Annotated in this window: 19 protein-coding genes; 7 read left to right on the top strand and 12 right to left on the bottom strand. The window is 41.9% G+C overall.

Features of this window, described 5'->3' with window-relative positions:
* The first annotated feature begins 151 nt into the window (after nt 1-151).
* Complete coding sequence (locus NO991_RS12705) at nt 152-2,266, top strand: EAL domain-containing protein (protein ID WP_371352126.1); 2,115 nt, start codon at nt 152-154, stop codon at nt 2,264-2,266.
* On the opposite strand, the gene NO991_RS12700 is transcribed toward NO991_RS12705, so the two are convergent.
* The gene (locus NO991_RS12700; RefSeq protein WP_228482643.1) at nt 2,263-2,469 is read right to left on the bottom strand and encodes a hypothetical protein; all 207 of its coding nucleotides are present in this window, start codon (nt 2,467-2,469) and stop codon (nt 2,263-2,265) included. The two genes, NO991_RS12705 and NO991_RS12700, sit on opposite strands and share 4 nt — an antisense overlap.
* A 208-nt stretch (nt 2,470-2,677) precedes the next feature.
* Between NO991_RS12700 and NO991_RS12695 the strand changes: the two genes are divergently transcribed.
* The gene (locus tag NO991_RS12695) at nt 2,678-3,154 is read left to right on the top strand and encodes a DUF4234 domain-containing protein (protein WP_138599010.1); all 477 of its coding nucleotides are present in this window, start codon (nt 2,678-2,680) and stop codon (nt 3,152-3,154) included.
* A gap of 69 nt (nt 3,155-3,223) precedes the next feature.
* Here the strand turns inward: NO991_RS12695 and NO991_RS12690 are convergent, their stop codons facing one another.
* The 7 genes from NO991_RS12690 to yeiP all read right to left on the bottom strand — a co-directional run bounded on the left by NO991_RS12690 (nt 3,224) and on the right by yeiP (nt 10,501).
* Complete coding sequence (locus NO991_RS12690; RefSeq protein WP_235373033.1) at nt 3,224-4,543, bottom strand: DUF58 domain-containing protein; 1,320 nt, start codon at nt 4,541-4,543, stop codon at nt 3,224-3,226.
* Complete coding sequence (locus tag NO991_RS12685; protein WP_199529221.1) at nt 4,540-5,523, bottom strand: MoxR family ATPase; 984 nt, start codon at nt 5,521-5,523, stop codon at nt 4,540-4,542. Before NO991_RS12685 ends, NO991_RS12690 begins: the two co-directional genes overlap by 4 nt.
* Nucleotides 5,520-6,668: a DUF4350 domain-containing protein gene (locus tag NO991_RS12680; protein ID WP_371352087.1), complete on the bottom strand. Its 1,149-nt coding sequence runs from the start codon at nt 6,666-6,668 to the stop codon at nt 5,520-5,522. The genes NO991_RS12685 and NO991_RS12680 overlap by 4 nt, the downstream gene beginning before the upstream one ends.
* Nucleotides 6,658-8,118, bottom strand: a complete 1,461-nt coding sequence (locus NO991_RS12675) for a hypothetical protein (protein WP_138599014.1) — start codon at nt 8,116-8,118, stop codon at nt 6,658-6,660. Before NO991_RS12675 ends, NO991_RS12680 begins: the two co-directional genes overlap by 11 nt.
* On the bottom strand, nt 8,108-9,058 hold the full coding sequence (locus tag NO991_RS12670) for a stage II sporulation protein M (protein ID WP_187490205.1): 951 nt from the start codon (nt 9,056-9,058) through the stop codon (nt 8,108-8,110). The genes NO991_RS12675 and NO991_RS12670 overlap by 11 nt, the downstream gene beginning before the upstream one ends.
* Nucleotides 9,055-9,783, bottom strand: a complete 729-nt coding sequence (locus tag NO991_RS12665) for an RDD family protein (RefSeq protein WP_054553212.1) — start codon at nt 9,781-9,783, stop codon at nt 9,055-9,057. The genes NO991_RS12670 and NO991_RS12665 overlap by 4 nt, the downstream gene beginning before the upstream one ends.
* Nucleotides 9,784-9,928: 145 nt before the next feature.
* Complete coding sequence (yeiP, locus tag NO991_RS12660; RefSeq protein ID WP_054553213.1) at nt 9,929-10,501, bottom strand: elongation factor P-like protein YeiP; 573 nt, start codon at nt 10,499-10,501, stop codon at nt 9,929-9,931.
* A gap of 190 nt (nt 10,502-10,691) precedes the next feature.
* On the opposite strand from yeiP, the gene NO991_RS12655 reads away from it, so the two are divergent.
* A complete protein-coding gene (locus tag NO991_RS12655) occupies nt 10,692-11,078 on the top strand; it encodes an MmcQ/YjbR family DNA-binding protein (RefSeq protein ID WP_054553214.1) in 387 nt (128 codons plus the stop codon).
* 13 nt (nt 11,079-11,091) lie between these two features.
* Here the strand turns inward: NO991_RS12655 and NO991_RS12650 are convergent, their stop codons facing one another.
* The 4 genes from NO991_RS12650 to fadI all read right to left on the bottom strand — a co-directional run bounded on the left by NO991_RS12650 (nt 11,092) and on the right by fadI (nt 16,327).
* Nucleotides 11,092-11,622, bottom strand: coding sequence for a GNAT family N-acetyltransferase (locus NO991_RS12650; protein WP_371352086.1), 531 nt, complete (start codon nt 11,620-11,622; stop codon nt 11,092-11,094).
* Nucleotides 11,623-11,713: 91 nt separating this feature from the next.
* Nucleotides 11,714-12,643 (bottom strand): signal peptidase I, encoded by a 930-nt coding sequence (gene lepB, locus NO991_RS12645; RefSeq protein WP_235373038.1) that lies wholly within the window; start codon nt 12,641-12,643, stop codon nt 11,714-11,716.
* Between the two features lie 148 nt (nt 12,644-12,791).
* On the bottom strand, nt 12,792-15,017 hold the full coding sequence (fadJ, locus tag NO991_RS12640; protein ID WP_371352085.1) for a fatty acid oxidation complex subunit alpha FadJ: 2,226 nt from the start codon (nt 15,015-15,017) through the stop codon (nt 12,792-12,794).
* On the bottom strand, nt 15,017-16,327 hold the full coding sequence (fadI, locus tag NO991_RS12635; RefSeq protein WP_371352084.1) for an acetyl-CoA C-acyltransferase FadI: 1,311 nt from the start codon (nt 16,325-16,327) through the stop codon (nt 15,017-15,019). The genes fadJ and fadI overlap by 1 nt, the downstream gene beginning before the upstream one ends.
* A 336-nt stretch (nt 16,328-16,663) precedes the next feature.
* Between fadI and NO991_RS12630 the strand changes: the two genes are divergently transcribed.
* From NO991_RS12630 to NO991_RS12615, 4 genes are read left to right on the top strand one after another with little or no spacing between them, the layout of a single operon-like run.
* The gene (locus NO991_RS12630) at nt 16,664-17,620 is read left to right on the top strand and encodes a MoxR family ATPase (protein WP_054553219.1); all 957 of its coding nucleotides are present in this window, start codon (nt 16,664-16,666) and stop codon (nt 17,618-17,620) included.
* Nucleotides 17,621-17,623: 3 nt separating this feature from the next.
* Nucleotides 17,624-18,568 (top strand): DUF58 domain-containing protein, encoded by a 945-nt coding sequence (locus tag NO991_RS12625; protein WP_371352083.1) that lies wholly within the window; start codon nt 17,624-17,626, stop codon nt 18,566-18,568.
* 2 nt (nt 18,569-18,570) lie between these two features.
* Nucleotides 18,571-19,011, top strand: a complete 441-nt coding sequence (locus tag NO991_RS12620) for a DUF4381 domain-containing protein (RefSeq protein WP_371352082.1) — start codon at nt 18,571-18,573, stop codon at nt 19,009-19,011.
* Nucleotides 19,004-19,993: a VWA domain-containing protein gene (locus tag NO991_RS12615; protein WP_371352081.1), complete on the top strand. Its 990-nt coding sequence runs from the start codon at nt 19,004-19,006 to the stop codon at nt 19,991-19,993. Before NO991_RS12620 ends, NO991_RS12615 begins: the two co-directional genes overlap by 8 nt.

Below are 19,993 nucleotides of genomic sequence, written 5' to 3'. Positions count from 1 at the left end.
AATTGTTGCGAATTAAAGTAATGCATTAATGACAAAAATAATAAAAATGATTTCTGCTTTTTTAACAATAAGTATGGCTGGGGTTTTTTCTGCATCCGCCAGCCCCATAGAGCTTGAACAGAGCACATTGTTGCTTATTCCAAGTGCTATCATGATGCTGTTATTGCCATACTTATTATTCATAATTTTTAAACTAAAACGCTCTCGACAGCAACTTCGTATCTCAGAACATCGTTTAAAAAGTACCGTAGAAGGTAGTGGTGACACCCTCTGGGACTGGAATATTAAAACCGGCGAGGTGCTACGAATTAATGATAAATACACTTCAGATACAAATAGTAGCAGCGGCTTTCCCCCTAATCGCGAATTAATTCACCCACACGACTTACAACACGTCGAAACAGCCCTTAAAAAACACTTCGCCGAGCATACCGCTTTTTTTGAAGCGAGTTACCGCATTAAAGACAGCTTTGGTCGTTGGCACTGGGTACTAGATCGCGGCAAGATCATCGAAAAAGACGCAAACCTCAACCCTTTGCGTATGACTGGCACTGTAAGAGATATTTCTCAGCTGAAATCAACAGAAGCACGTTTAAACCTATTCGCTAAATGCGTTGAGTCGCTAACTGACGCCATCGCTATTTACGATAAAAACTTCAAATTGGTTGACTTAAACCCGAGTTTTTTAACACTATTTGGTGGTACACGAGAGCAATACTTAAAGAAAGATTTTACCTTAAATGGCTATGACCAAAGCTATGTAGATGAAATTAAAGCCACCGTAAAAGCGACAGAACACTGGCAGCAAGAGGTAAAACTTCGCAATGCGAAAAGACAGCTGTTACCAATTGAAATTTCAATTGATGAAATCAAAAATGAGCACAATCAAATATGTAACTACGTAGTTGTTTTTTCAGATGAAACTGAGCGTAAAAAAGCGGAATCACAATTACATAACTTATCAAACCGTGACCGTACAACGGGCTTACCTAACCGAAACTTGTTTTTCACCAATCTGAAAAAGCTCGCTAAGCAAGATAATCATCACGCTTTGTTAGTGTTTGACCTAGATAACTTTAAGAAGATTAACGACTCTCTGGGTCACCAACTTGGTGATAGCTTATTGTCTAAGCTTGCGATGCGCTTGAATAAGTTAACCCGCGAAAAAGATGTGTTTTACCGTCTTGGCGGGGATGAGTTTGCGCTCGTAATGTCGGGCACCAACGATATTCATACTATCACTCGCATGGCTAAACTCTTTTTAGCCGCAATTGCTACACCTTTTAATATGGCAGGCCATGAACTGGTGATCACCTCAAGTGTCGGTATTGTGCTGTTTCCTGAAGATGGTAATACCCCCGAGTTATTACTTAAAAATGCGGATACAGCCATGTATCACGCTAAGAAAAAAGGTAATAGCTATCTGTTTTTCAACGACACAATGAACCGTGAAGCGGTTAAACGCTTACAAATCGAAAATTTAATGCGTTACGGTCTAAAAGAAGACCACTTTGAAGTGTACTACCAGCCAAAAATGAATATTCGTACAGGTAAACTAGATGGTATGGAAGCCTTGGTACGCTTCATTACCCCGAAAAAAGGTGTAATTAGTCCAGGTGTGTTTATCCCTATTGCTGAAGAAACTGGGCAAATTATCGAAATTGGTGAAGTTGTTTTAAACAAAGCATGCCGCGATGTAAAGGCGTGGATTGACCAAGGGTTATTCAACGGTCGTGTTGCAGTGAACTTATCCGCTAAACAGTTCAGCTTGCCCGATTTAACCACCCGTATTGATGTGATTTTGCAAAAAAATGAGCTGCCCTCTTACTTCCTTGAACTTGAGATCACCGAAGGTACGGTTATGGACGACCCAAACGAAGCTATTTCTGTCATGCGCTCACTCAGTGCCCGAGGTATTCACCTTGCAATGGATGACTTTGGTACAGGCTACTCATCGTTAGCTTATCTAAAACAGTTCCCGCTTAATACTTTGAAAGTTGATAAAGCCTTTATTGACGACATGCAAACAGAACGTGGCCGGAATATGGTCGACTCGATTGTAACCATTGCTCATAACCTTGATTTACATGTGGTTGCAGAAGGCGTTGAACAAGCCGAACAAGTCATGATGTTAGAGCAGTTAAAATGTCAGACGGTACAAGGTTACTATTACTCAAAGCCACTATCACAGCCAGAATTTACCGCCTTCTTACAAAAGCAACTCGATAAATCTGCGCCGAGCCTACTAAAAACAGCAAAAGCTTAAGGTCGCCAGCCACACGATTGATGACCAACGTGACGCACAAATGCGCGGCGGTAGTGCATGTTAAATAAACACCAAGCAACAGGCCCAAGCACACCGCCTAACAGCATCCAGCGCTTTACCGGCATTCCTTTAGACAAAGACTCTAAATACATCACCAAAATAAATACACAACTCAAAAAGATAAATAACACACAGCACCTCATAAAAATCAGCGGCAGTGTACATAATTTCAGCAAGCTTTAAAACTTCACTCATGCTATAACCTCTATAAGGCTAATTTATACTGGCCTTTATGTTACAAAGCTTTACTTTCTAGGCTGTTGAAATGATGTACAAAAAGCAACCTCACTGTTATTATCGATGCGTGCTATCAGCACAAAGGAATATAAAAAATAATTATGAGGAATCGTTATGTCTGAAGAATCAGCTAACATCTATGAAGCACCAGAAGCTGAGCTTACTCAGCAAAACAACGGTGGTAATAAACCTATTTTAAACTTTGACCGCTTCTCTGCTTGGGGCGTGTTCTTTTTATGCCTTTTCACATTTGGTATCTATAGTGTTTATTGGTTAGTGAGCCGAACTAATAAAGCCAATGCATTAGCAGAAAACCAGATAAGCCAAGGCTTAGTTTATGGCTATGTTGCTTTGTACATTGTGAATATTGTGTTGTCTTTTGCAGGAGTTTCACCTGAAATTGGTGGTATTGTGTCACTGATTTCGTTTGTTGTTGCCATTGTATTAATTTTCTCTCTTCGTACATCGATTAAAGAGTTAATTAATGAAGGTAGCAATGAACCAGTTCATTTAGGTGGTATTTTAACGTTTTTCTTTAACGTTATTTATTTCCAATACAAAATTAACGAAGCTATTGATAATCAAAAATAATCGTTTCGTTATTTAATAAAAAAGGCATTGAATTCAATGCCTTTTTTATTGCCAGTTGCTATTAGGGTTTTACAATGCCCCGGAGTGCTTCACATTTAAATAGGTGTTAAGCACATGCGGCAGTAACTGCTCAGGGTTACAGTCTATGGCTATCACCCCTTGTTTTTTCAGCTTTGCCATATTGGCTTTATGTGAATTTAACAGTGCTAAAGCTGCACAATAGCTGGTTGCATCTTCGTACTTTTCTATAGGCTCTTCGAGCACCTCATTTACAGCACGGTTATTAATATTAATAAGTGCCACTAAATGGTGTTTTTGTAATAGCTTTATTGCAGGCATTAACTCATCAATGCTTTGCTCATCAAGGGTGGTAACTAATAACACTAAAGAACGTTTACTGCGTTTAGCGATTAATTGATTCACAGCCACTAAATAGTCACTGCTGCTCTTATCTGGGTATAGATCATAAAAGTGATTCATTACCCGTGATACATTCTGCGCACCCTTTACATCAGGTAACCAGCGCAGGCTTTGGTTAAAGCTTTGCATGCTAAACCAGTCACCTTGCTTTAAAACTGTATGCGACAGCAGTAACAATGCATTTAAAGCATGATCAAAGTGGCTACCTTCATTGGCTTCGATGGCCATTTTTTTAGAGGCATCGAGCATCACTATAACATGTTGGTTTTGCTCTTCTTGATACTCTCGAGAAATGAGTTTTCGACGCTTACTAGTCGCCTGCCAGTCTATTTGTCTAACACTATCACCTTGGCGGTATTCGCGTAACTGCTGAAACTCAATACCATCACCGCGCTTTTTAGTGAGTTTTAACCCTGAAATAGGCTTATTCACTACGCCATTTAAATGCTGCTTTGAAGTCACACGGCTAAAATCGGGATACACTTTTAGTTGAATCGCTTGCGCAGCTAGCCAGTTTGTTTGCCAAAGGCCAAATGGCGACCCAACCCTAAGTTCAATGGCACTGATCTGCGCATCTCCTCGCTTGTGAGCGCGTAATGTAAAGCTCTGCTTTGCTTGTTGCATTGCATCAATAAACACCGTTTGCTGTGGCTTTTGCAGCTCAATTGCATTGCTCAAATGAACACTGACATCTAGCATGGTCGCATGCTTCGCTTTGTTTTTAATCACTATCTGCAAGGGTTGGCGTCGATACAAAGCCATGTTGAGATTCGTTTGTGCGCTTACTTCAAGTAAAGGCTCTGACTTTGCCGCCATATAATCGAAAAATGCGACCAATAAAGGCACTAGGAGCAAGGCCGTTAACACTAAGCTGTCAACCGATGCAATGGCACAGACAAACAACAATAACAGCAACAAAGCTGTTAATTGTACTAAGCGTTTTGCAGGTCTATGCTTGATGCGATTCATGAGCGCGGCGCTTCAACACTGGCTAAAATGGCATTGATCACTTCATCAAATGACACTCCTTCCAGCTCCAGATCAGCCGATAAAATTAATCGGTGCCTTAAAATATTCACTGACACTGACTTCACGTCATCTGGGGTTACAAAGTCACGACCATTCATTAATGCCATTACTTTTGCGGCTTTAATAATATTAATTGAGGCACGTAACCCTGCACCGTGCAACACGCCCTGCCAAGTTCGTGAACTACGCACGATATCAACGGCATAATTAAGTATTTGTTCGTCGACTAAGATATCTGCACAAAGCTGTTTAATTTCCGCAATACGCTTAGCATCTAATACTGCTGGCAGCTGCTCTACTTTGGTTTCATTAGACACAATTTGTGTATTCAGTTTTAAAAGCTCAACTTCCGATTCATGAGAAGGAAAACCAAGCTCAACTTTCATCATAAAGCGGTCTAACTCAGCCTCTGGCAGTGGATACGTCCCCTCTTGATCTAATGGGTTTTGAGTCGCTAATACCATAAACGGTGAATCAATAAATAATGACTCCCCATCAATGGTGATTTGTTGCTCTTGCATCACCTCAAGAAGGGCTGATTGCGTTTTTGCGGGTGCACGGTTGATTTCATCAGCCAGTAAAATATTAGTAAATGCTGGGCCTTTTTTGATATTAAATTCACCTGATTTCATATCATACAAACTATGACCAACAACATCTGAAGGCATTAAATCCGGTGTAAACTGCACTCGCGAAAAGTCTACATTTAAGCTTTTTGCTAAGGCTCTAACCAGTAGCGTTTTACCAAGCCCTGGAACCCCTTCAAGTAACACATGACCGCCCGCAAAGAGTACCGTAAGCACATCTTCAACAATGGCATCTTGACCGACTAACACACGCGAAATGTTATGCTTTACTTGTTTTACTGCATCAGCTGCCTCAACTAAGCTCATGCGATTAGTGTCTAATTCCGTGCTCATAAGGCATTCCTTAATTGTTTAAATCGTTTTATATATTCTGTTCGTTGTTCTTTTGACTCAGGCAACTTGCTCGCAAGCAACTCTGCCACCTGTTGTTTTTCAAAATGAGTTAAATTAGCGATGATCTGCGCCTGTTTTTCAGCACTAAGCATCTTAAAGTTAGGCACTCGCGACTCAACTTTGGCGTAAAAATCTTTTTCTAGAGCAGTAAATAACACGGCTTCGTGACCATGCTCAGAATAAAAGTTTGCTACTGCTCGAATATGCTGATTAAAGCTGGTTTTTACATCGAAGTCAGGAGCATAAGAGCGGCCGATGCGACTACTGATATGCCATACTGCAAGCACAATTAATAACAGCAACGTCACCACACATTGCCAGCTCCAGTGCCATAATTTGGCAAACCAATTTGGGTAAGTTAGGTAAGGGACATAGGTTACTTTTTCAGCCCCTTTACTTAACCAAAGTAATAAACTGCCATGATCAAGGTGGCGAAGTCGGTAATTGGTAAAAGGTAACAGCGATGGCATCACAATGACTCGACCTTGACCAAACGCAAAGTCACACATTAGGGTGTTACCGTTATCATTATTGGTACTCACACCGGGGCAGTTTTCAATAAAAAAGGCACGGCTTAGCTCAAGGTCAAGCTGAGTGTTTTCATCAATTGAGAGCGTACTATTTTTATGCCCCTCTTTGAGCATTGCAAAATCATATTCAAACACATCTTCTTGGCTTTCTACATTAATACTAAGCTGACTAAAAAATACGGTGCTATCAATTGCCAGCTCATCACGTTGCCTGTTTAATACATAAATCAAGCGTCCGCCTTCAGCGACCCAATCAGCCAGCTGTACATCTAACAGGTAAGAATCAGCAAGCACTGCCTCATCTAAAATTAAGATACTTTGTGGGTCTATGTTTAACTCATCACTTTGAGCTTGCTCTGCCAAGCGCTTGTTTTTATTCCAATCGATACCATTGGCTTTAAGTAGCCGTTGAGCCATCGTAAAGTTATCTTTTGCGACATCACTATGAAAGCCAATCTCTATTTCTTTTTTCTGCCAATCTAAAGAGGCAATACCCGCAATAACAAATAAGCTAAACAATACGAGCGCCGCAATAAGCACAACCTTAAGCTTCATGGGCTTGCTCCTTAGTCTCTGCTGTCATAGCTGTAATTTGCTCAATCAGCTCGATAAAGTCGATATCAGGGGTTTTATGGCCCCAAGCGACCGTGACCCACGCAGAAAATAAGCGAGCAAAAATTGCTTGCCCTTGATTTGGCACCCTAGCATCAATTGCACGTTTACATTCGCGCTCAGTCATCGAGCGGTGTAAGCGCACTTCATGTCGTTGCTGCGCCCAACTCAGCGCATGATGAAGCAAATACGCCAGCGCCAAGCGGTGCTGCCCTTGCTCAAAACACTGCTTTGCAGCAGCAATTAAATCAGTAGGTAAATCCTTACTTTTAATTTCTGCAAATAAGGTTGGAATAACTGGCTGTTCATTCACTTTACTGCGCTCAGGCAAGCTTAAGTTGGCAAAAAAGCCACGTTTTTGCATCAGGTAATACACTAGCCAAATAACTAATAAGCCGACCAATACCCAAACTAACACGCCAAACACTTCACCAATGGCAGTAAATACATCGATAAGCCAAGACCAGTCACTATCTGATGAACTCGCTTTGGCTTCGATATTTGGCACCCACGTAGTCTCAGTTTCGATGACATTAGGCTCATTATAAAGAGCAGTAACTTGCTCTTTTACCGCTTGCTTATCGATTTGCTCTGCATAGCTTGTTGATGGTTGCAGCGTAAATGTTGTCAGCAGAAGAAGTGCTACAGCACTGACTACGCCTGCAAGACGGGTGCGAATATTTTTAAATGCCAGCTCGATATCCCAGCCCTCTAGTTCAACACGGCGGTGTAAATAAGCAAGGAAACCGCCAGTAACAAAAAGCGGCGCCACTAATGAAATACTGAAGATATAAATAAAGTTAAACGCTATCTCAACCCAGATTGGCGCTTCAAAAATTTGGTACATGGCTTCTTGTGCAGAGAATGAATGGGGCACAAGTGCAATTGTCAGTGCCGATATTCCCATCAATAAGATAAACTCAAAATGTACACAAAACAGCATCCACAATGTCTGCTTAGGCTTATTTGAAGCAAACAACACCTGCTTACGTTTGGTTTTGCGCTCACCTGATAGTCGCTCAAGTTGCTCTACGGGGGCTAAAAATGCTCTGTTTGGGCTGAGCCTAAAAACGGTTAAATGCGCAAGCATATCAGCGATTTTTAACTGCTTGAGTAACTTTAAGCTACTCATTATGCTGACTGGCTGATTGAAAACCGCTTTTGACATGTAATCAAGTAATGGTCGCTCAAATACAGGTTTAAGCCACCAAACAACAAAGCCGCCTATGCCCCAGTTTACTAGAAAGCCAACAATTAAAAATACGGGCACGGCCATCATCAAATACAAAGAGACCAATGCGACAGCATGCTGCTTAACTAGCAACACTGTTAAATCAAAGGTTTCGTAAGCACTGCGCTTGCGAGGATTGAAGCTAAGACGATTAAGCTCCATAGCGCATTCCCCTGTACAAGCGAAAAATGACATAAGCCCAACAGCCGCTGCCAACTAAATATTTAATTTCGTTAGCAATATCACGGGGTGACCAAAATGCTTCGATAAAAGCGGCAATGACTAACATTAAAAATGCGCCAACAATCAGTGGAAGTGCTTTTTGTGCAGCCTGTTTCATCGCATATGCGCGAGTATACTGCCCAGGATTTAACAAGCCGTAACCTATTTGACACCCGGCCGCTGAGGCAATGATGATAGCGGTTAACTCAAATGAGCCATGGGTTATTACAAATGAAAAAAACGGCCCTTCAAATCCAACATTGACAATGTGAGCCGCAACGGCACCAAAATAAAAACTATTGAACAACAAGAAAAAAGCAGCACCAACACAGAACAGAACACCACCTGCAAACATCTGAAATGCAATGCCAATATTATTGTAGATATAGACCCCGAACATCATCAGATCTTGTGATGCGCCGCGCTCAGCCGATTGAACGCTACCACTAGGGTTATACATTTGTTCGATATTAAGCACTGTTCCTTGCCCTAAAAATGTATAAGCGGCATCAGGGTCAATTGTCACCCAAATAAAAGCAACTAAGGCCAATCCCCAAAATGCCAATAAGTTAATGCCAAGCATTAAACGATTTTCATACAGTGCACGTGGAAATGCCGTGCGGGCCACATGCCATATTTCAGAAAATTGATTGCTTCGAGATAAATAAAGGCGCTTTTGTCCTAATTGCACCAGCCTGTTTATTTGCTCAATCAACACTGGGCTGTATTGACGACTTTGCGCAATGGCTAAATCATTACAGACTTTGCGATACAAGTTAGGGAAATTAACAGGTAAAGACTTTGCACTATTTTGCTCGCAAAGCGCTTCAAACTCATCCCAACTGACACTATTTGATTTTACAAATTGAGTTTGCTTCATTGCTTACCCTCCTGCTGCGGGTAATCGTTATCGTGTTGAACTTGACCTGCAAAGTGGCGTGCGTAACTAACAAGCTGCGCCTCAATCTCATGCTCTGCAGCAGAAAAAGGAGTAGCTAAAATAGCTGCCAACTCACGACGCCTTGCATCCGATAATTCATCATGACGCTCTGCAAAAGCAAGCACCGCTAATTGCTCTTCGGTGGTTAAGCTAATGGTAGGAATATGCACTTCTCCTTGTGATAATTCTGGGCGCATAGCTAACTCATCGTCGTAAATAACCATAGTGCCTGCAGCCCAATCACCAATGCGTTTAAAACGGTTGTTAAACAACATAACCACAAGGCCTAAGAAATAGCCTATAGGTAGCATATCGGCTGGACGTAGTAAGTTACGCACTACAATTTGCGAAAAGCTCGCTGGTAAGCCATTGTCTTGCACAACACGGATTTTAAGGCGTTTTTTACCCGGCGTTTGGCCATTTTCCATTTCAAACAGGATGTTATATCCCCATGAAATTAAAAAGTAAGCAATTAAGATAAGCCCCTGCCCTGCATCACCAAAGAAGGCCAATACAGTACCAACAGCAAGTAGAACCAAACTACGGATAATAAAATCGATAATGTAGGCATAGCTTCTGGCAACAACGCCAGCGGGAGTAATGGCGATATCAACGCCTTCAGGGAGTTTGATGTATTCTCTGTTTTCCAATCCGTGGTTCAACATTAATCTACTACTGATAATTATTATTGTTTTCGTAAGCCGGTAATAATGCGCGTTTTTCGTTCCTTTTTCAATGAATTTTGTAATGAGCGAGTTACTAATAAAGCAAAAAACCGGCAAAAAGCCGGTTCTCTAATGGACCACAGAGTTATTTTTCTGCGCGTCCCATAAATTTTTGTTCAACGGTGTTGATACGAATACGGTCACCTGTTGAAATATGCTCAGGAACTTGAATCGTTAAACCCGTTGTTAAACGTGCTGGCTTTGAACGTGCACTTGCTGAAGCGCCTTTGATTGAAGGGTCTGTTTCTTCAACAACAAGCTCAACACTTGATGGTAAATCTAAGCCAACTGGTGAGCCATCAATCACAATCACGTGAAGGCCTTGAGTTTCTTCATTAACGAATAAAATCTCTTCGCTGATCGCTTCTTTATTAAGGTTATATGGCGTGTAGTCTTCATTATCCATGAAAACATACTCTTCACCATCAATGTAAGAGAACATTGCTTCGCGACGAATGAGATCAGCAAGCTTTAACATATCGCTGTCTTTAAATGTTTCATCAACTTTACCGCCTGTTACCACATCGTATAAACGCATGCGGTATAAACTGCCACCAGCACGACCTTGTGGTACAGAACGTTGAATATCTTTAACTACTAAAACACGGCCGTTATGCTCGATAGCGGCGCCTTTTTTAACTTCACTTGCCTTAGGCATGGGTGTATTCCTATCGTTTTTTGATGACAGAAATTTACCACGTAATAGCTTTTGTTCAATAAAAATTTACAGTTTAATCTCAGAGCCTTTATTTATATTATTTTTCAGCAAATTATAACGATAGTTGTCTCCAAACTACGAAAAAGCTGCTATGTTTATAACTACGAAAAATGACTTCAAGGATTGGATCATGAATCAACACACAGTACACGAGTATTTAATGAAAAAGCCATTGGTGATGATCACCCAACCATTTGGCCAAGATGTCGACGTTTACAAGGTGAATCATAAAATGTTTGCTACCCTTGCCGAGGGCAAAGAAGGTCAAACTGACGATGAGGGAAACCTTGTATGGTGGCTAAATCTGAAATGCGATCCAGATGAAGCCCAAGCACTGCGTGATATTTTCCCGTCGGTGATCCCGGGTTATCACATGAACAAACGTTTATGGAATACGGTTATTTTAGATGGCACCGTACCACAGGGAGAGATTGAACGAATGATTGATAATTCGTTTGATTTAGTGGTTGCGAATATGCCAGAAAAAGACAGAAAAGCAATTGAGCTTCATCTGTAAAATTGCGCACTGATCACGCTCTGTGATCAGTGCAACTTAAATGAAAATGATGATCGGTATACAAAACACCGCCAATAGCATACGCATCTAGTTGCTTATCGACTAACTGAAAACCACATTTCTCAAGTACTTTTTCTGAACCGATATTACCCTCGGTGACAACCGCTTTAAATTCACGCACAGCATGTTCTGATTTGGCGTAATAAAGCACCGCTTGCAAAGACTCTGTGGCATAGCCACGACCATGAAAGTTAGGCAGTAGCAAATAACCAACTTCTTGACTATCTGGCACTGTTGATGAAGTAAACCCCGTCACACCCACCTCTTTACCCGTACTGGTTTCAACAATAACTAAACAAAGTGGTGAATTCGAATTTGGCTGCCAAGGCTTTAAACGCTCATTAAACTTTGCTCGTAGTTGCGTCTCTGAGGGCTTATCGAAGCACTTCTCTATCACTTGAGCATCATTATGCAAAGTATAAAACAGCGGCCAGTCATCGGCATTTAACAGCCTTAATGTTAATCGCGCAGTGGTGAGAGTCATGGTGATTAATCGCTTTGTAAATAAACCTAGTTATAACAAACCAACTTGGTGAGTTAAATACCACTTATGGCCAATACTGCAGCTTATGCAGCTACCAAATATAAATCACTTTTCCTATCACGTTATCTTTAGGAACAAAGCCCCAGAAGCGGCTATCTGAGCTATTATCTCTAGAGTCACCTAAAACGAAGTAATGATTTTTAGGGATGATCCATTCCGCCTTTTCGCTGCCAACTTGGTTGAAATAATGACTTACCTGTTCATGGTGATTCTCATTTAGTAAAATTTGATAACGTTTACCATCATTTACCTCTTGCAGAACTTTAAGCCCACCTTCAGTTTGAGAAACGAGAGATTGCTCTAAAGGGATGAAGTCTGCGCAGATGTCGGCTCTCTCATTACATGCTTTTTTAATATAAACCGTTTTATTTTGATAAACTATCCTATCGCCACCCACCCCTATTACACGTTTCAACCAAGTATAATCAGGGTTTTGCGGATACTGAAAAGCAACAACATCACCTCGACTTACTTTAGCTGACATGGGTGATCTTGAAATTTGATAGCCTAAGTACCGATAATTACCAAAACCTATTTTACTAATTAGAACTTGGCTCCCTTTATCTAACTGCGGTGCCATAGATGAAGCTGGTAAAGTGAAAGGCTCAAATGAAAAAATTCTCATTAAAATAAGAGCAACAGAGACGGCAAGATAAATTAAAGTGACAGCCCACCAATTTGCGAACCAAGGCCGCTTCTTATCTGCGTTATAGTGTTTAGTTATCCAAAAAGCATGGAGTGGACATATAATTATAAACACACTTGTGAGATAAATGCCTTGATACCAATCAGCCTCTCCTGCACTAGCTTGGATTTTAATGTCAAGCAAGTAACATAGGATCGTTAAGGCAAGGTAAGTGATAAACAACCTGAATTTGTTAACGTACAAAAATACAAATGGTTGTAACAACACACCAAGAATAATTGCGATAAAGCCTTTAGGCTTCCATGAAGTAGACACTCTGACATCCTTGTTTATATTAAGTCATTGAACAATTGGCTAATGTTAAATATAAAATCACAGTAACGCCATAAAATACCTTACATTTCTTTAAAGTAAAAAGCCCCGCTCAATGAGCAGGGCTTTTAAAATTAACTAATTTAAAGAATTAGCTTTTAGTCGTTTCTGTATCAGCATCTTCTGACGCTTGCTCGTCTTCAACCACTTCTTTGGTTACTTCAACCGGATCGACAGGCTTAGCTTCAGCTACAGCCGGCTCTTCGCTTTCTGCTTGGTAAAAACGACCACCCTTTTCAGCCATTGCTTTTAACGTATCGCAAGGTGTGAAAATTGGGTTGTAGTTAGCAAAAGTCGCCATTTCTGAGCTCACTTGTGCTGCACCCAGTTTATCCATATAGCTAAATGGACCGCCTAAGAATGGTGGGAAACCGATACCAAAAATAGCACCAATATCACCGTCACGCGGGCTTGCAATAATGCCATCATCTAAACAGCGCACCGCTTCGTTAAGCATTTGCGCAACACAACGTTTAGCAATTTCGCTCTTGTTTAAACGAGGTGATGGCGTAACACCAAGTAGCTCGTAAACTGACTCATCCACTTTTTTATCTTTCTTGTCGTAAAGATAAAAACCACGGCCAGTCTTACGACCTAAACGCTTAGAATCGATTAAGCGATTAAAGGCATCCGGGGCTTTAAAGCGCTCGCCCAATTCTTTTTCAAGGATTGGCGCAATTTTAGAACCGATATCAATCCCTACTTCATCAAGTAACGCTAAAGGCCCAACAGGGAAACCAAACTCAACCAATGCTTGATCAATCTTTTCAATTGGCTCACCTGCAAGCAGTAAATTAGCCGCTTCATTGACATAAGGCGCTAAGATACGGTTTACATAGAAACCTGCCATGTCTTTAACCACAATCGGTGTTTTACCTTGCTTACGGGCAAAGTTAACAACGCGAGCGATAGTTTCTTCAGACGTACCAGCGTGTGGAATGATCTCAACAAGTGGCATTTTCTCAACAGGTGAGAAGTAATGCAGACCAATTACATTTTCTGGGCGCGCTGCATCAGCAGCAATTTGTGCAATTGGTAATGATGAGGTATTACTTGCAAAAATCGTGTTGTCTTGGCATTCACGTTCTACATCAGCCACCATACCTTGCTTTAAAGCAAGATCTTCAAACACCGCTTCGATAACGATATCAATGTGTTTAAAGCCACTGTAATCGGTGGTACCGGTAATGCGGTTCATGGTTTGTTGTAGATCAGCCTTAGATAAAATACGACGTTTTTGCTTTTTATCCAAAATCTTGTAGCTGTAGTTCATTGCGTTGCTGATGCCCTTTTCAGCCACATCTTTAATGCGCACTGGAACACCCGCTTTTACAGCACTAACATGGGCAATACCCGCGCCCATGAGGCCGCCACCTAATACTGCCGCTTTAGCGATTACTGGTGCATCATCATTACGCCACTCTTTTTTCATTTCAGTGGTTGCAAAGAAAATACCGCGTAATGCTTTTGACTCATCACTCATTACCAGCGTGGCAAAACCTTCAGCTTCAGTTTTGTATGCTTTTAACTGATCAAGTTCAACACTTGCACGCACCGCTTTAATAATGGCTAAAGGTGCTGGGTAATGACCACCTGTTTTCTTCAGCACGTTTTCTTGTGCTTTTTTGAAAATAATATTGCGGCCAAATGGGTTCGACTCAAGTAATTGGCTTAAACGATCTAACTTAGGTTTAGTAACCTTCGCCTTACCTTTAAGAGCAAACTCTTTAGCAACGTCAAGCAATACGCTATGTGGTACACAGTCATTTACTAAGCCTGCTTTCTTCGCTTGCTTAGCACGCACTTGCTTACCTGTAAGCATCCACTCAAGTGCTTTTTGCAGGCCAACTAATTTTGGTAAACGTTGAGTACCACCACCGCCAGGTAATAAGCCTAACTGCACTTCTGGCAAACCAAGCTTAGTGATATCGCTATCTGAACACACGCGATAATCACACGCTAAAGCAAACTCTAAACCGCCGCCCAATGCAGCACCATGAATAGCACTTACTGTTGGGAAAGGTAGCTTTTTCATATCGAAAAATGCTTGTTGGCACATTTCGCTTAACGCTAATGCATCTTCACGGCTATTGGCGCTATCAAGCATTTTAATATCAGCACCGGCGATAAAGTTATCGCTTTTACCACTGATAAATACCATGCCTTTTACTGCTTGCGCTTGTGCGTCTTTGAGTAAGGTTTTTAAATCTTCTGCAAAACTGCTGCGCAGGGTGTTCATTTTCTCACCCGGCACATCAATGGTTACAACGGCTACGCCGTCATCTGCCACTGATAAACTAAATACTGAATCTGTCATTACGCACTCTCCAATACAAAGGCTGCGCCTAAGCCACCCGCTGCACACGCAGTCGTAAGCGCTAAGCCGCCACCGCGACGATTAAGTTCATGTAAGCTTTGCGTGATCAGGCGCGCACCTGTTGCCGCAAATGGGTGACCGTATGCAAGTGAGCCACCTAATACATTAAACTTGTCCATGTTAATTTCGCCGATCGCTTTGCTGCGACCTAGCTTTTCTTGTGCAAATTTATCTGATGCAAACATCTTCATGTTAGCCAGTGTTTGCGCTGCAAATGCTTCGTGCATTTCGATTAAGTCTAAATCAGCTAATGTGATACCTGCTCTATCTAGGGCTATTGGCGTTGAGTGCGCCGGGCCCATTAGCATATCTTCATGTACACCAATTGCTGAGAAAGCAAAGCTACGTACATAACCTAGAATGTCGTAACCCAATGCTTTAGCTTTACTCTCGCTCATCATTAATACCGCAGCAGCACCATCTGTTAATGGCGTTGCGTTAGCTGCGGTAACTGAGCCATGTTGGCGGTCAAACACTGGTTTTAACTTCGCGTAGCCTTCAACGGTTGAGTTATGACGAATGTTATTGTCTTGCTCAATAAAGCTCTTATAAGGTGCTACATGGGCAGTCATTACTTCGTCTTTCAGTTTACCATCTGCCCACGCTTGGCTTGCAAGGGTGTGTGAACGATGCGCTAAAGCATCTTGATCTTCGCGGCTAATGTTATGCGTTTTCGCCATTTGCTCTGCTGTTTGACCCATAGATAAACCAGTAGAGTACTCAGCGACCGCAGGCGGAACCGGAAGTAAATCTTTTAAACGTAGTTTAGAGAAAATCTTTAATCGCTGGCCAAGCGTACGGGCTTTGTTTAAATCAACAAGGCTACCCGCTAATTTTTTACTAACACCAATTGGTAATACAGACGATGAGTCAGCACCACCGGCAATACCTACTTGCACTGAACCTGCCATAATTGACTCGGCTACGTTAGCAATGGCTTGGAAACTTGTCGCACACGCTCGCGAAACAGAATAAGCATCAACAGAAACAGGCATACCCGTACCTAATACGATTTCACGGGCAATATTTGGCGCTTCTGGCATTTGCACTACTTGACCAAATACAAGTTGGTCAATTTCAGATTTATCGAAGTTAAGTCGCTCAAGCATTTCGTTGACAACTAACTTACCCAAATCAAGGGCTGGTACATGATGGAATGCTGTGGCTTGCTTTGCGAATGGCGTTCGCAGGCCGCTAACGATAGCGATACGATCGCCTTTTGCTGTTTTAAGTATATTTTGCTCAGACATTTATGCTCTCCCGCTGACAGGTCTGACCTGTTTGTTTTTCCTGATTCTAAAACAACCCGTGTACGAATGCCAATAGTAAGTTTTCAACCATAGGCTTTTTTCGGCCTATTTACAAAAAAACACCGAATTTATATGGTAGGCTAAAAATCCTTAAAAAATAACGAACTATTTGAGGATTTTGTGTCTAACACTTGTGTTATAACTTTTGAATCCTTATAACTTGTTAGTAGCGCCCCACCACGGTACCGCGAAAAGAATTTATCGGCACTGAATATAACGTATTGGCGCATAACAAAAACAATTTTTGACTCACGCTTTTAGGACAGTCTTTTTATTATGGCAGTTAACGCATTTTCACAATTAAAATCATACCTAGACACGCAAATTATCGGCCAACCACAATTAACTCAAGCACTGTTAATCGCAATTTTGGCAGATGGCCACTTATTAGTTGAAGGCCCTCCGGGTCTTGCGAAAACGCGTGCAGTCAATGCCTTAGCGAAAGGCGTTGAAGGCAGTTTCCAACGTGTACAATTTACCCCAGACTTATTACCTGCAGATGTAACTGGTACCGATATTTATCGCCAGCAAACCAGTGAGTTCGTATTTGAAAAGGGCCCGTTATTTCATAACCTAATTTTGGCAGATGAAATAAACCGTGCTCCTGCTAAAGTGCAATCAGCCCTACTAGAAGCCATGGCTGAACGCCAAGTAACGGTAGGTAAAAACACCTATCCACTGTCTGATCTATTTATGGTTATGGCAACCCAAAACCCGCTAGAACAAGAAGGCACTTACCCACTACCAGAAGCTCAGCTTGACCGCTTCTTATTGCATTTGAGTATTGATTACCCGGGTGCTGAACACGAATTAGATATCCTACGCCTAACCCGTGGCGAGGCTATTTCTGACAAGCAAGCAACGACACAACAAATTAGTCAAAGTGAGTTATTTGCTGCCCGTAAAGCCATATTAGGTTTGTATTTAGCTGAGCCGCTTGAGAAATACCTAGTACAATTAATTGTTGCCACTCGTGAAGCAGCTGAGCTTGATGAGCAACTTGGTCGCTGGATTGAATATGGCGCAAGCCCACGTGCAACCATTGCCCTTGATAAGTGTGCCCGCGCGCATGCTTGGCTTGAAGGCCGTGACTTTGTTGCCCCAGATGATATTCAAGCAGTGCTGCATAATGTATTGCGTCACCGTATTATCTTAAGTTACGAAGCACAGGCCGATGGCATCAGTAAAGACGATGTGATCAGCCGTATTTTAGAATTGGTGGCAGTGCCATAATCTATGTCGAGCCAATTTGATCCAGCGGCGTGGTTAGCAGCAAGTCATAGTCAAGGCGTCAATTTATCACTCAAAGAGTTGATGTATTACAAAGCCAAAGCTCGTTTGCTAGAACTTGCGCCCAAAGTAAAAATCAAAAACAGCTTGGCTGGGCAATACCTTGCGCCCCATAAAGGCCGCGGTATGGAGTTTGCCGAGGTGCGTCATTACCAAGCCGGTGATGACATACGCTCTATCGACTGGCGTGTTACTGCACGCACTGGCGAAACCCACACTAAGTTGTTTCAAGAAGAAAAAGAACGCCCTGTTTTTGTCTTTACCGACTTTTCTAACTCGATGCTGTTTGGCTCAAAGTTACTGTTAAAGTCAGTGCAAGCAGCGCACATTAGCGCACTGGTTGCTTGGTCGGCGTGTCAACGAGGTGATCGCATCGGTGGTCTGGTGTTTAATCAGCAAGGTCATCACGAATTAAAACCGACCTCACGAGAAAAAGCCGTGTTAAAGCTTTGTCACAACTTATGTGATATTCACAGTCAAGCACTGGCTAATATTGACCAAACAGCCTCCAGCTTATTCAGCGAAAACCTTAAACGCCTTAATCATTTAGCAAAACCAGGGAGCTTGGTTTATATCGTCTCTGATTTTAGTGCCCTTGATGAAGCCAGCTTCAAACAACTTGAAATGCTGAGCAGGCACTGTGAATTGATTGGCTGTCATATTAGCGATCCGTTCGAGCACCAGCTACCTGCTTTTAAACAAACGGTGACTGTATCAGCAAATGGCCAAGAGCTTGCTTTACCTCTAATGGATAAGCAATTTCGCGAGCGCTTTGCTAAGTCTGCCGAAGAGTCGTTTTCTAATAGATTAAAACGCTTACAAAAATCTGGGCTTAGTTTAATTTCATTCAGTGCAGCCACGCCTCTTGAGCTGCAATTAGTGAGAAAGTAACAATGCAAAAAAATCCGCTAGATGGCTTACATGATGTCATTGCACCGACCGAGGTTGCATGGTGGCCACTTGCTCCAATTTGGTGGTTGATCATCGCCTTAGTTGGTTCGTTAATAATTTTCGGCTTAGTGCTTTTATATAAAAACCAGCAGTTTAAAAAAGCCAAAAAACAAGCCATTAAATTAAGTAAAACCCTTAGTGATGAGGATACGCAAGAGCTGCACATTATTTTAAAACGCTTAACTCGTCATTATTACAGCAGTCAGCTTGCTTCTCAGCCTTTGGCTAAGTGGTCAGAAAGTTTATCTAAACTCAGTGGAGACAACTTTAGTTACGACGAGTTAATGCCGCTTTATCAACAACAAAGTAATAATGCTGAGCTCGGGGCTAAATTACGCAGTGCTATTAGCAACTTTAAACTCAAGGAGCCAATTAATGTTTGAGTTTAGTTGGCCATGGTGTTTTGTGCTTTTACCCCTACCTTGGTTATTAAGCCGCTTTATGCCGTTAAAGCAACAAGGGCAGTTACGTTTACGTATTCCTGGCTTTGCTAAGCTGGGCTTAAATAATCAAGCAGTACAGCAACATAGCCGCAAAGTTTCATTGCTCGAATGGGCTGTTTGGGTCTCTTTGATTGTCGCTATTGCAAACCCAACTTGGCTTGATGAACCTATTACGCTGCCTAATGAAGGACGCGACATTATGCTTGCGGTGGACTTATCTGGCTCAATGACAGAGCAAGATATGGAGTATAGAAATAATCAATATGTAGATAGGCTCACTATGGTAAAAGCAGTACTCAGTGATTTTATCGAGCAGCGTCAAGGTGACCGCCTTGGCCTTATCTTATTTGGTGATACCGCATTTTTACAAACACCTCTTACTCGTGATGTTAAAACCGTGAGCCAAATGCTCAGTGAAGCGCAAATCGGCCTAGTAGGTAGAGCAACAGCCATTGGTGATGCGTTAGGTTTATCCGTAAAACGTTTTGCTAATAAAGATGAAAGTAACCGTATCGTAGTGCTATTAACCGATGGTCAAAACACCGCCGGTAACCTTGACCCTGAAGATGCGCTACTGTTAGCCCGCGAAGAAGGCATTAAAGTGTATACCATAGGTGTTGGCTCAGATAGTAAACGTGGCTTTAGCCTGTTTAATATGGGTGGTATGAGTGGTGGTAACTTGGATGAAACTTTACTAAAACGCATTGCCGAGCAAACTGGCGGCTTATACTTTAGAGCAAAAGATGTAGCCGGTTTACAGCAAATTTATCAAGAGCTCGATAAGCTTGAGCCAATTAGTAGCGATGAACAAACGTTCCGCCCACAAATTTCATTGTTTTATATTCCACTACTTGTGGCGCTGGGCTTAATAAGCTTAGCAATGCTCGTCAGTTTTATTCGCCAATTTAAGCAGGAGAGCTAG

The sequence above is a fragment of the Pseudoalteromonas sp. DY56-GL22 genome, assembly GCF_041414715.1.
Lineage (GTDB): Bacteria > Pseudomonadota > Gammaproteobacteria > Enterobacterales > Alteromonadaceae > Pseudoalteromonas > Pseudoalteromonas simplex.
Note: the sequence above shows the minus strand (reverse complement) of the source record. Positions and strands in the feature narration are given on the sequence as shown.

Excerpts from the sequence above, each read along its gene's own strand:
- NO991_RS12620 (WP_371352082.1), top strand. The coding sequence starts at position 18,571 with ATGCAAAAAAATCCGCTAGATGGCTTACATGATGTCATTGCACCGACC.
- NO991_RS12675 (WP_138599014.1), bottom strand. The coding sequence starts at position 8,118 with ATGGAGCTTAATCGTCTTAGCTTCAATCCTCGCAAGCGCAGTGCTTAC.
- fadI (WP_371352084.1), bottom strand. The coding sequence starts at position 16,327 with ATGTCTGAGCAAAATATACTTAAAACAGCAAAAGGCGATCGTATCGCT.
- NO991_RS12705 (WP_371352126.1), top strand. The coding sequence starts at position 152 with ATGATGCTGTTATTGCCATACTTATTATTCATAATTTTTAAACTAAAA.
- NO991_RS12650 (WP_371352086.1), bottom strand. The coding sequence starts at position 11,622 with ATGACTCTCACCACTGCGCGATTAACATTAAGGCTGTTAAATGCCGAT.
- fadJ (WP_371352085.1), bottom strand. The coding sequence starts at position 15,017 with ATGACAGATTCAGTATTTAGTTTATCAGTGGCAGATGACGGCGTAGCC.
- NO991_RS12690 (WP_235373033.1), bottom strand. The coding sequence starts at position 4,543 with ATGAATCGCATCAAGCATAGACCTGCAAAACGCTTAGTACAATTAACA.
- NO991_RS12615 (WP_371352081.1), top strand. The coding sequence starts at position 19,004 with ATGTTTGAGTTTAGTTGGCCATGGTGTTTTGTGCTTTTACCCCTACCT.
- yeiP (WP_054553213.1), bottom strand. The coding sequence starts at position 10,501 with ATGCCTAAGGCAAGTGAAGTTAAAAAAGGCGCCGCTATCGAGCATAAC.
- NO991_RS12630 (WP_054553219.1), top strand. The coding sequence starts at position 16,664 with ATGGCAGTTAACGCATTTTCACAATTAAAATCATACCTAGACACGCAA.
- NO991_RS12680 (WP_371352087.1), bottom strand. The coding sequence starts at position 6,668 with ATGAAGCTTAAGGTTGTGCTTATTGCGGCGCTCGTATTGTTTAGCTTA.
- NO991_RS12665 (WP_054553212.1), bottom strand. The coding sequence starts at position 9,783 with ATGTTGAACCACGGATTGGAAAACAGAGAATACATCAAACTCCCTGAA.
- NO991_RS12670 (WP_187490205.1), bottom strand. The coding sequence starts at position 9,058 with ATGAAGCAAACTCAATTTGTAAAATCAAATAGTGTCAGTTGGGATGAG.
- NO991_RS12700 (WP_228482643.1), bottom strand. The coding sequence starts at position 2,469 with ATGAGGTGCTGTGTGTTATTTATCTTTTTGAGTTGTGTATTTATTTTG.
- NO991_RS12685 (WP_199529221.1), bottom strand. The coding sequence starts at position 5,523 with ATGAGCACGGAATTAGACACTAATCGCATGAGCTTAGTTGAGGCAGCT.
- NO991_RS12695 (WP_138599010.1), top strand. The coding sequence starts at position 2,678 with ATGTCTGAAGAATCAGCTAACATCTATGAAGCACCAGAAGCTGAGCTT.
- NO991_RS12655 (WP_054553214.1), top strand. The coding sequence starts at position 10,692 with ATGAATCAACACACAGTACACGAGTATTTAATGAAAAAGCCATTGGTG.
- NO991_RS12625 (WP_371352083.1), top strand. The coding sequence starts at position 17,624 with ATGTCGAGCCAATTTGATCCAGCGGCGTGGTTAGCAGCAAGTCATAGT.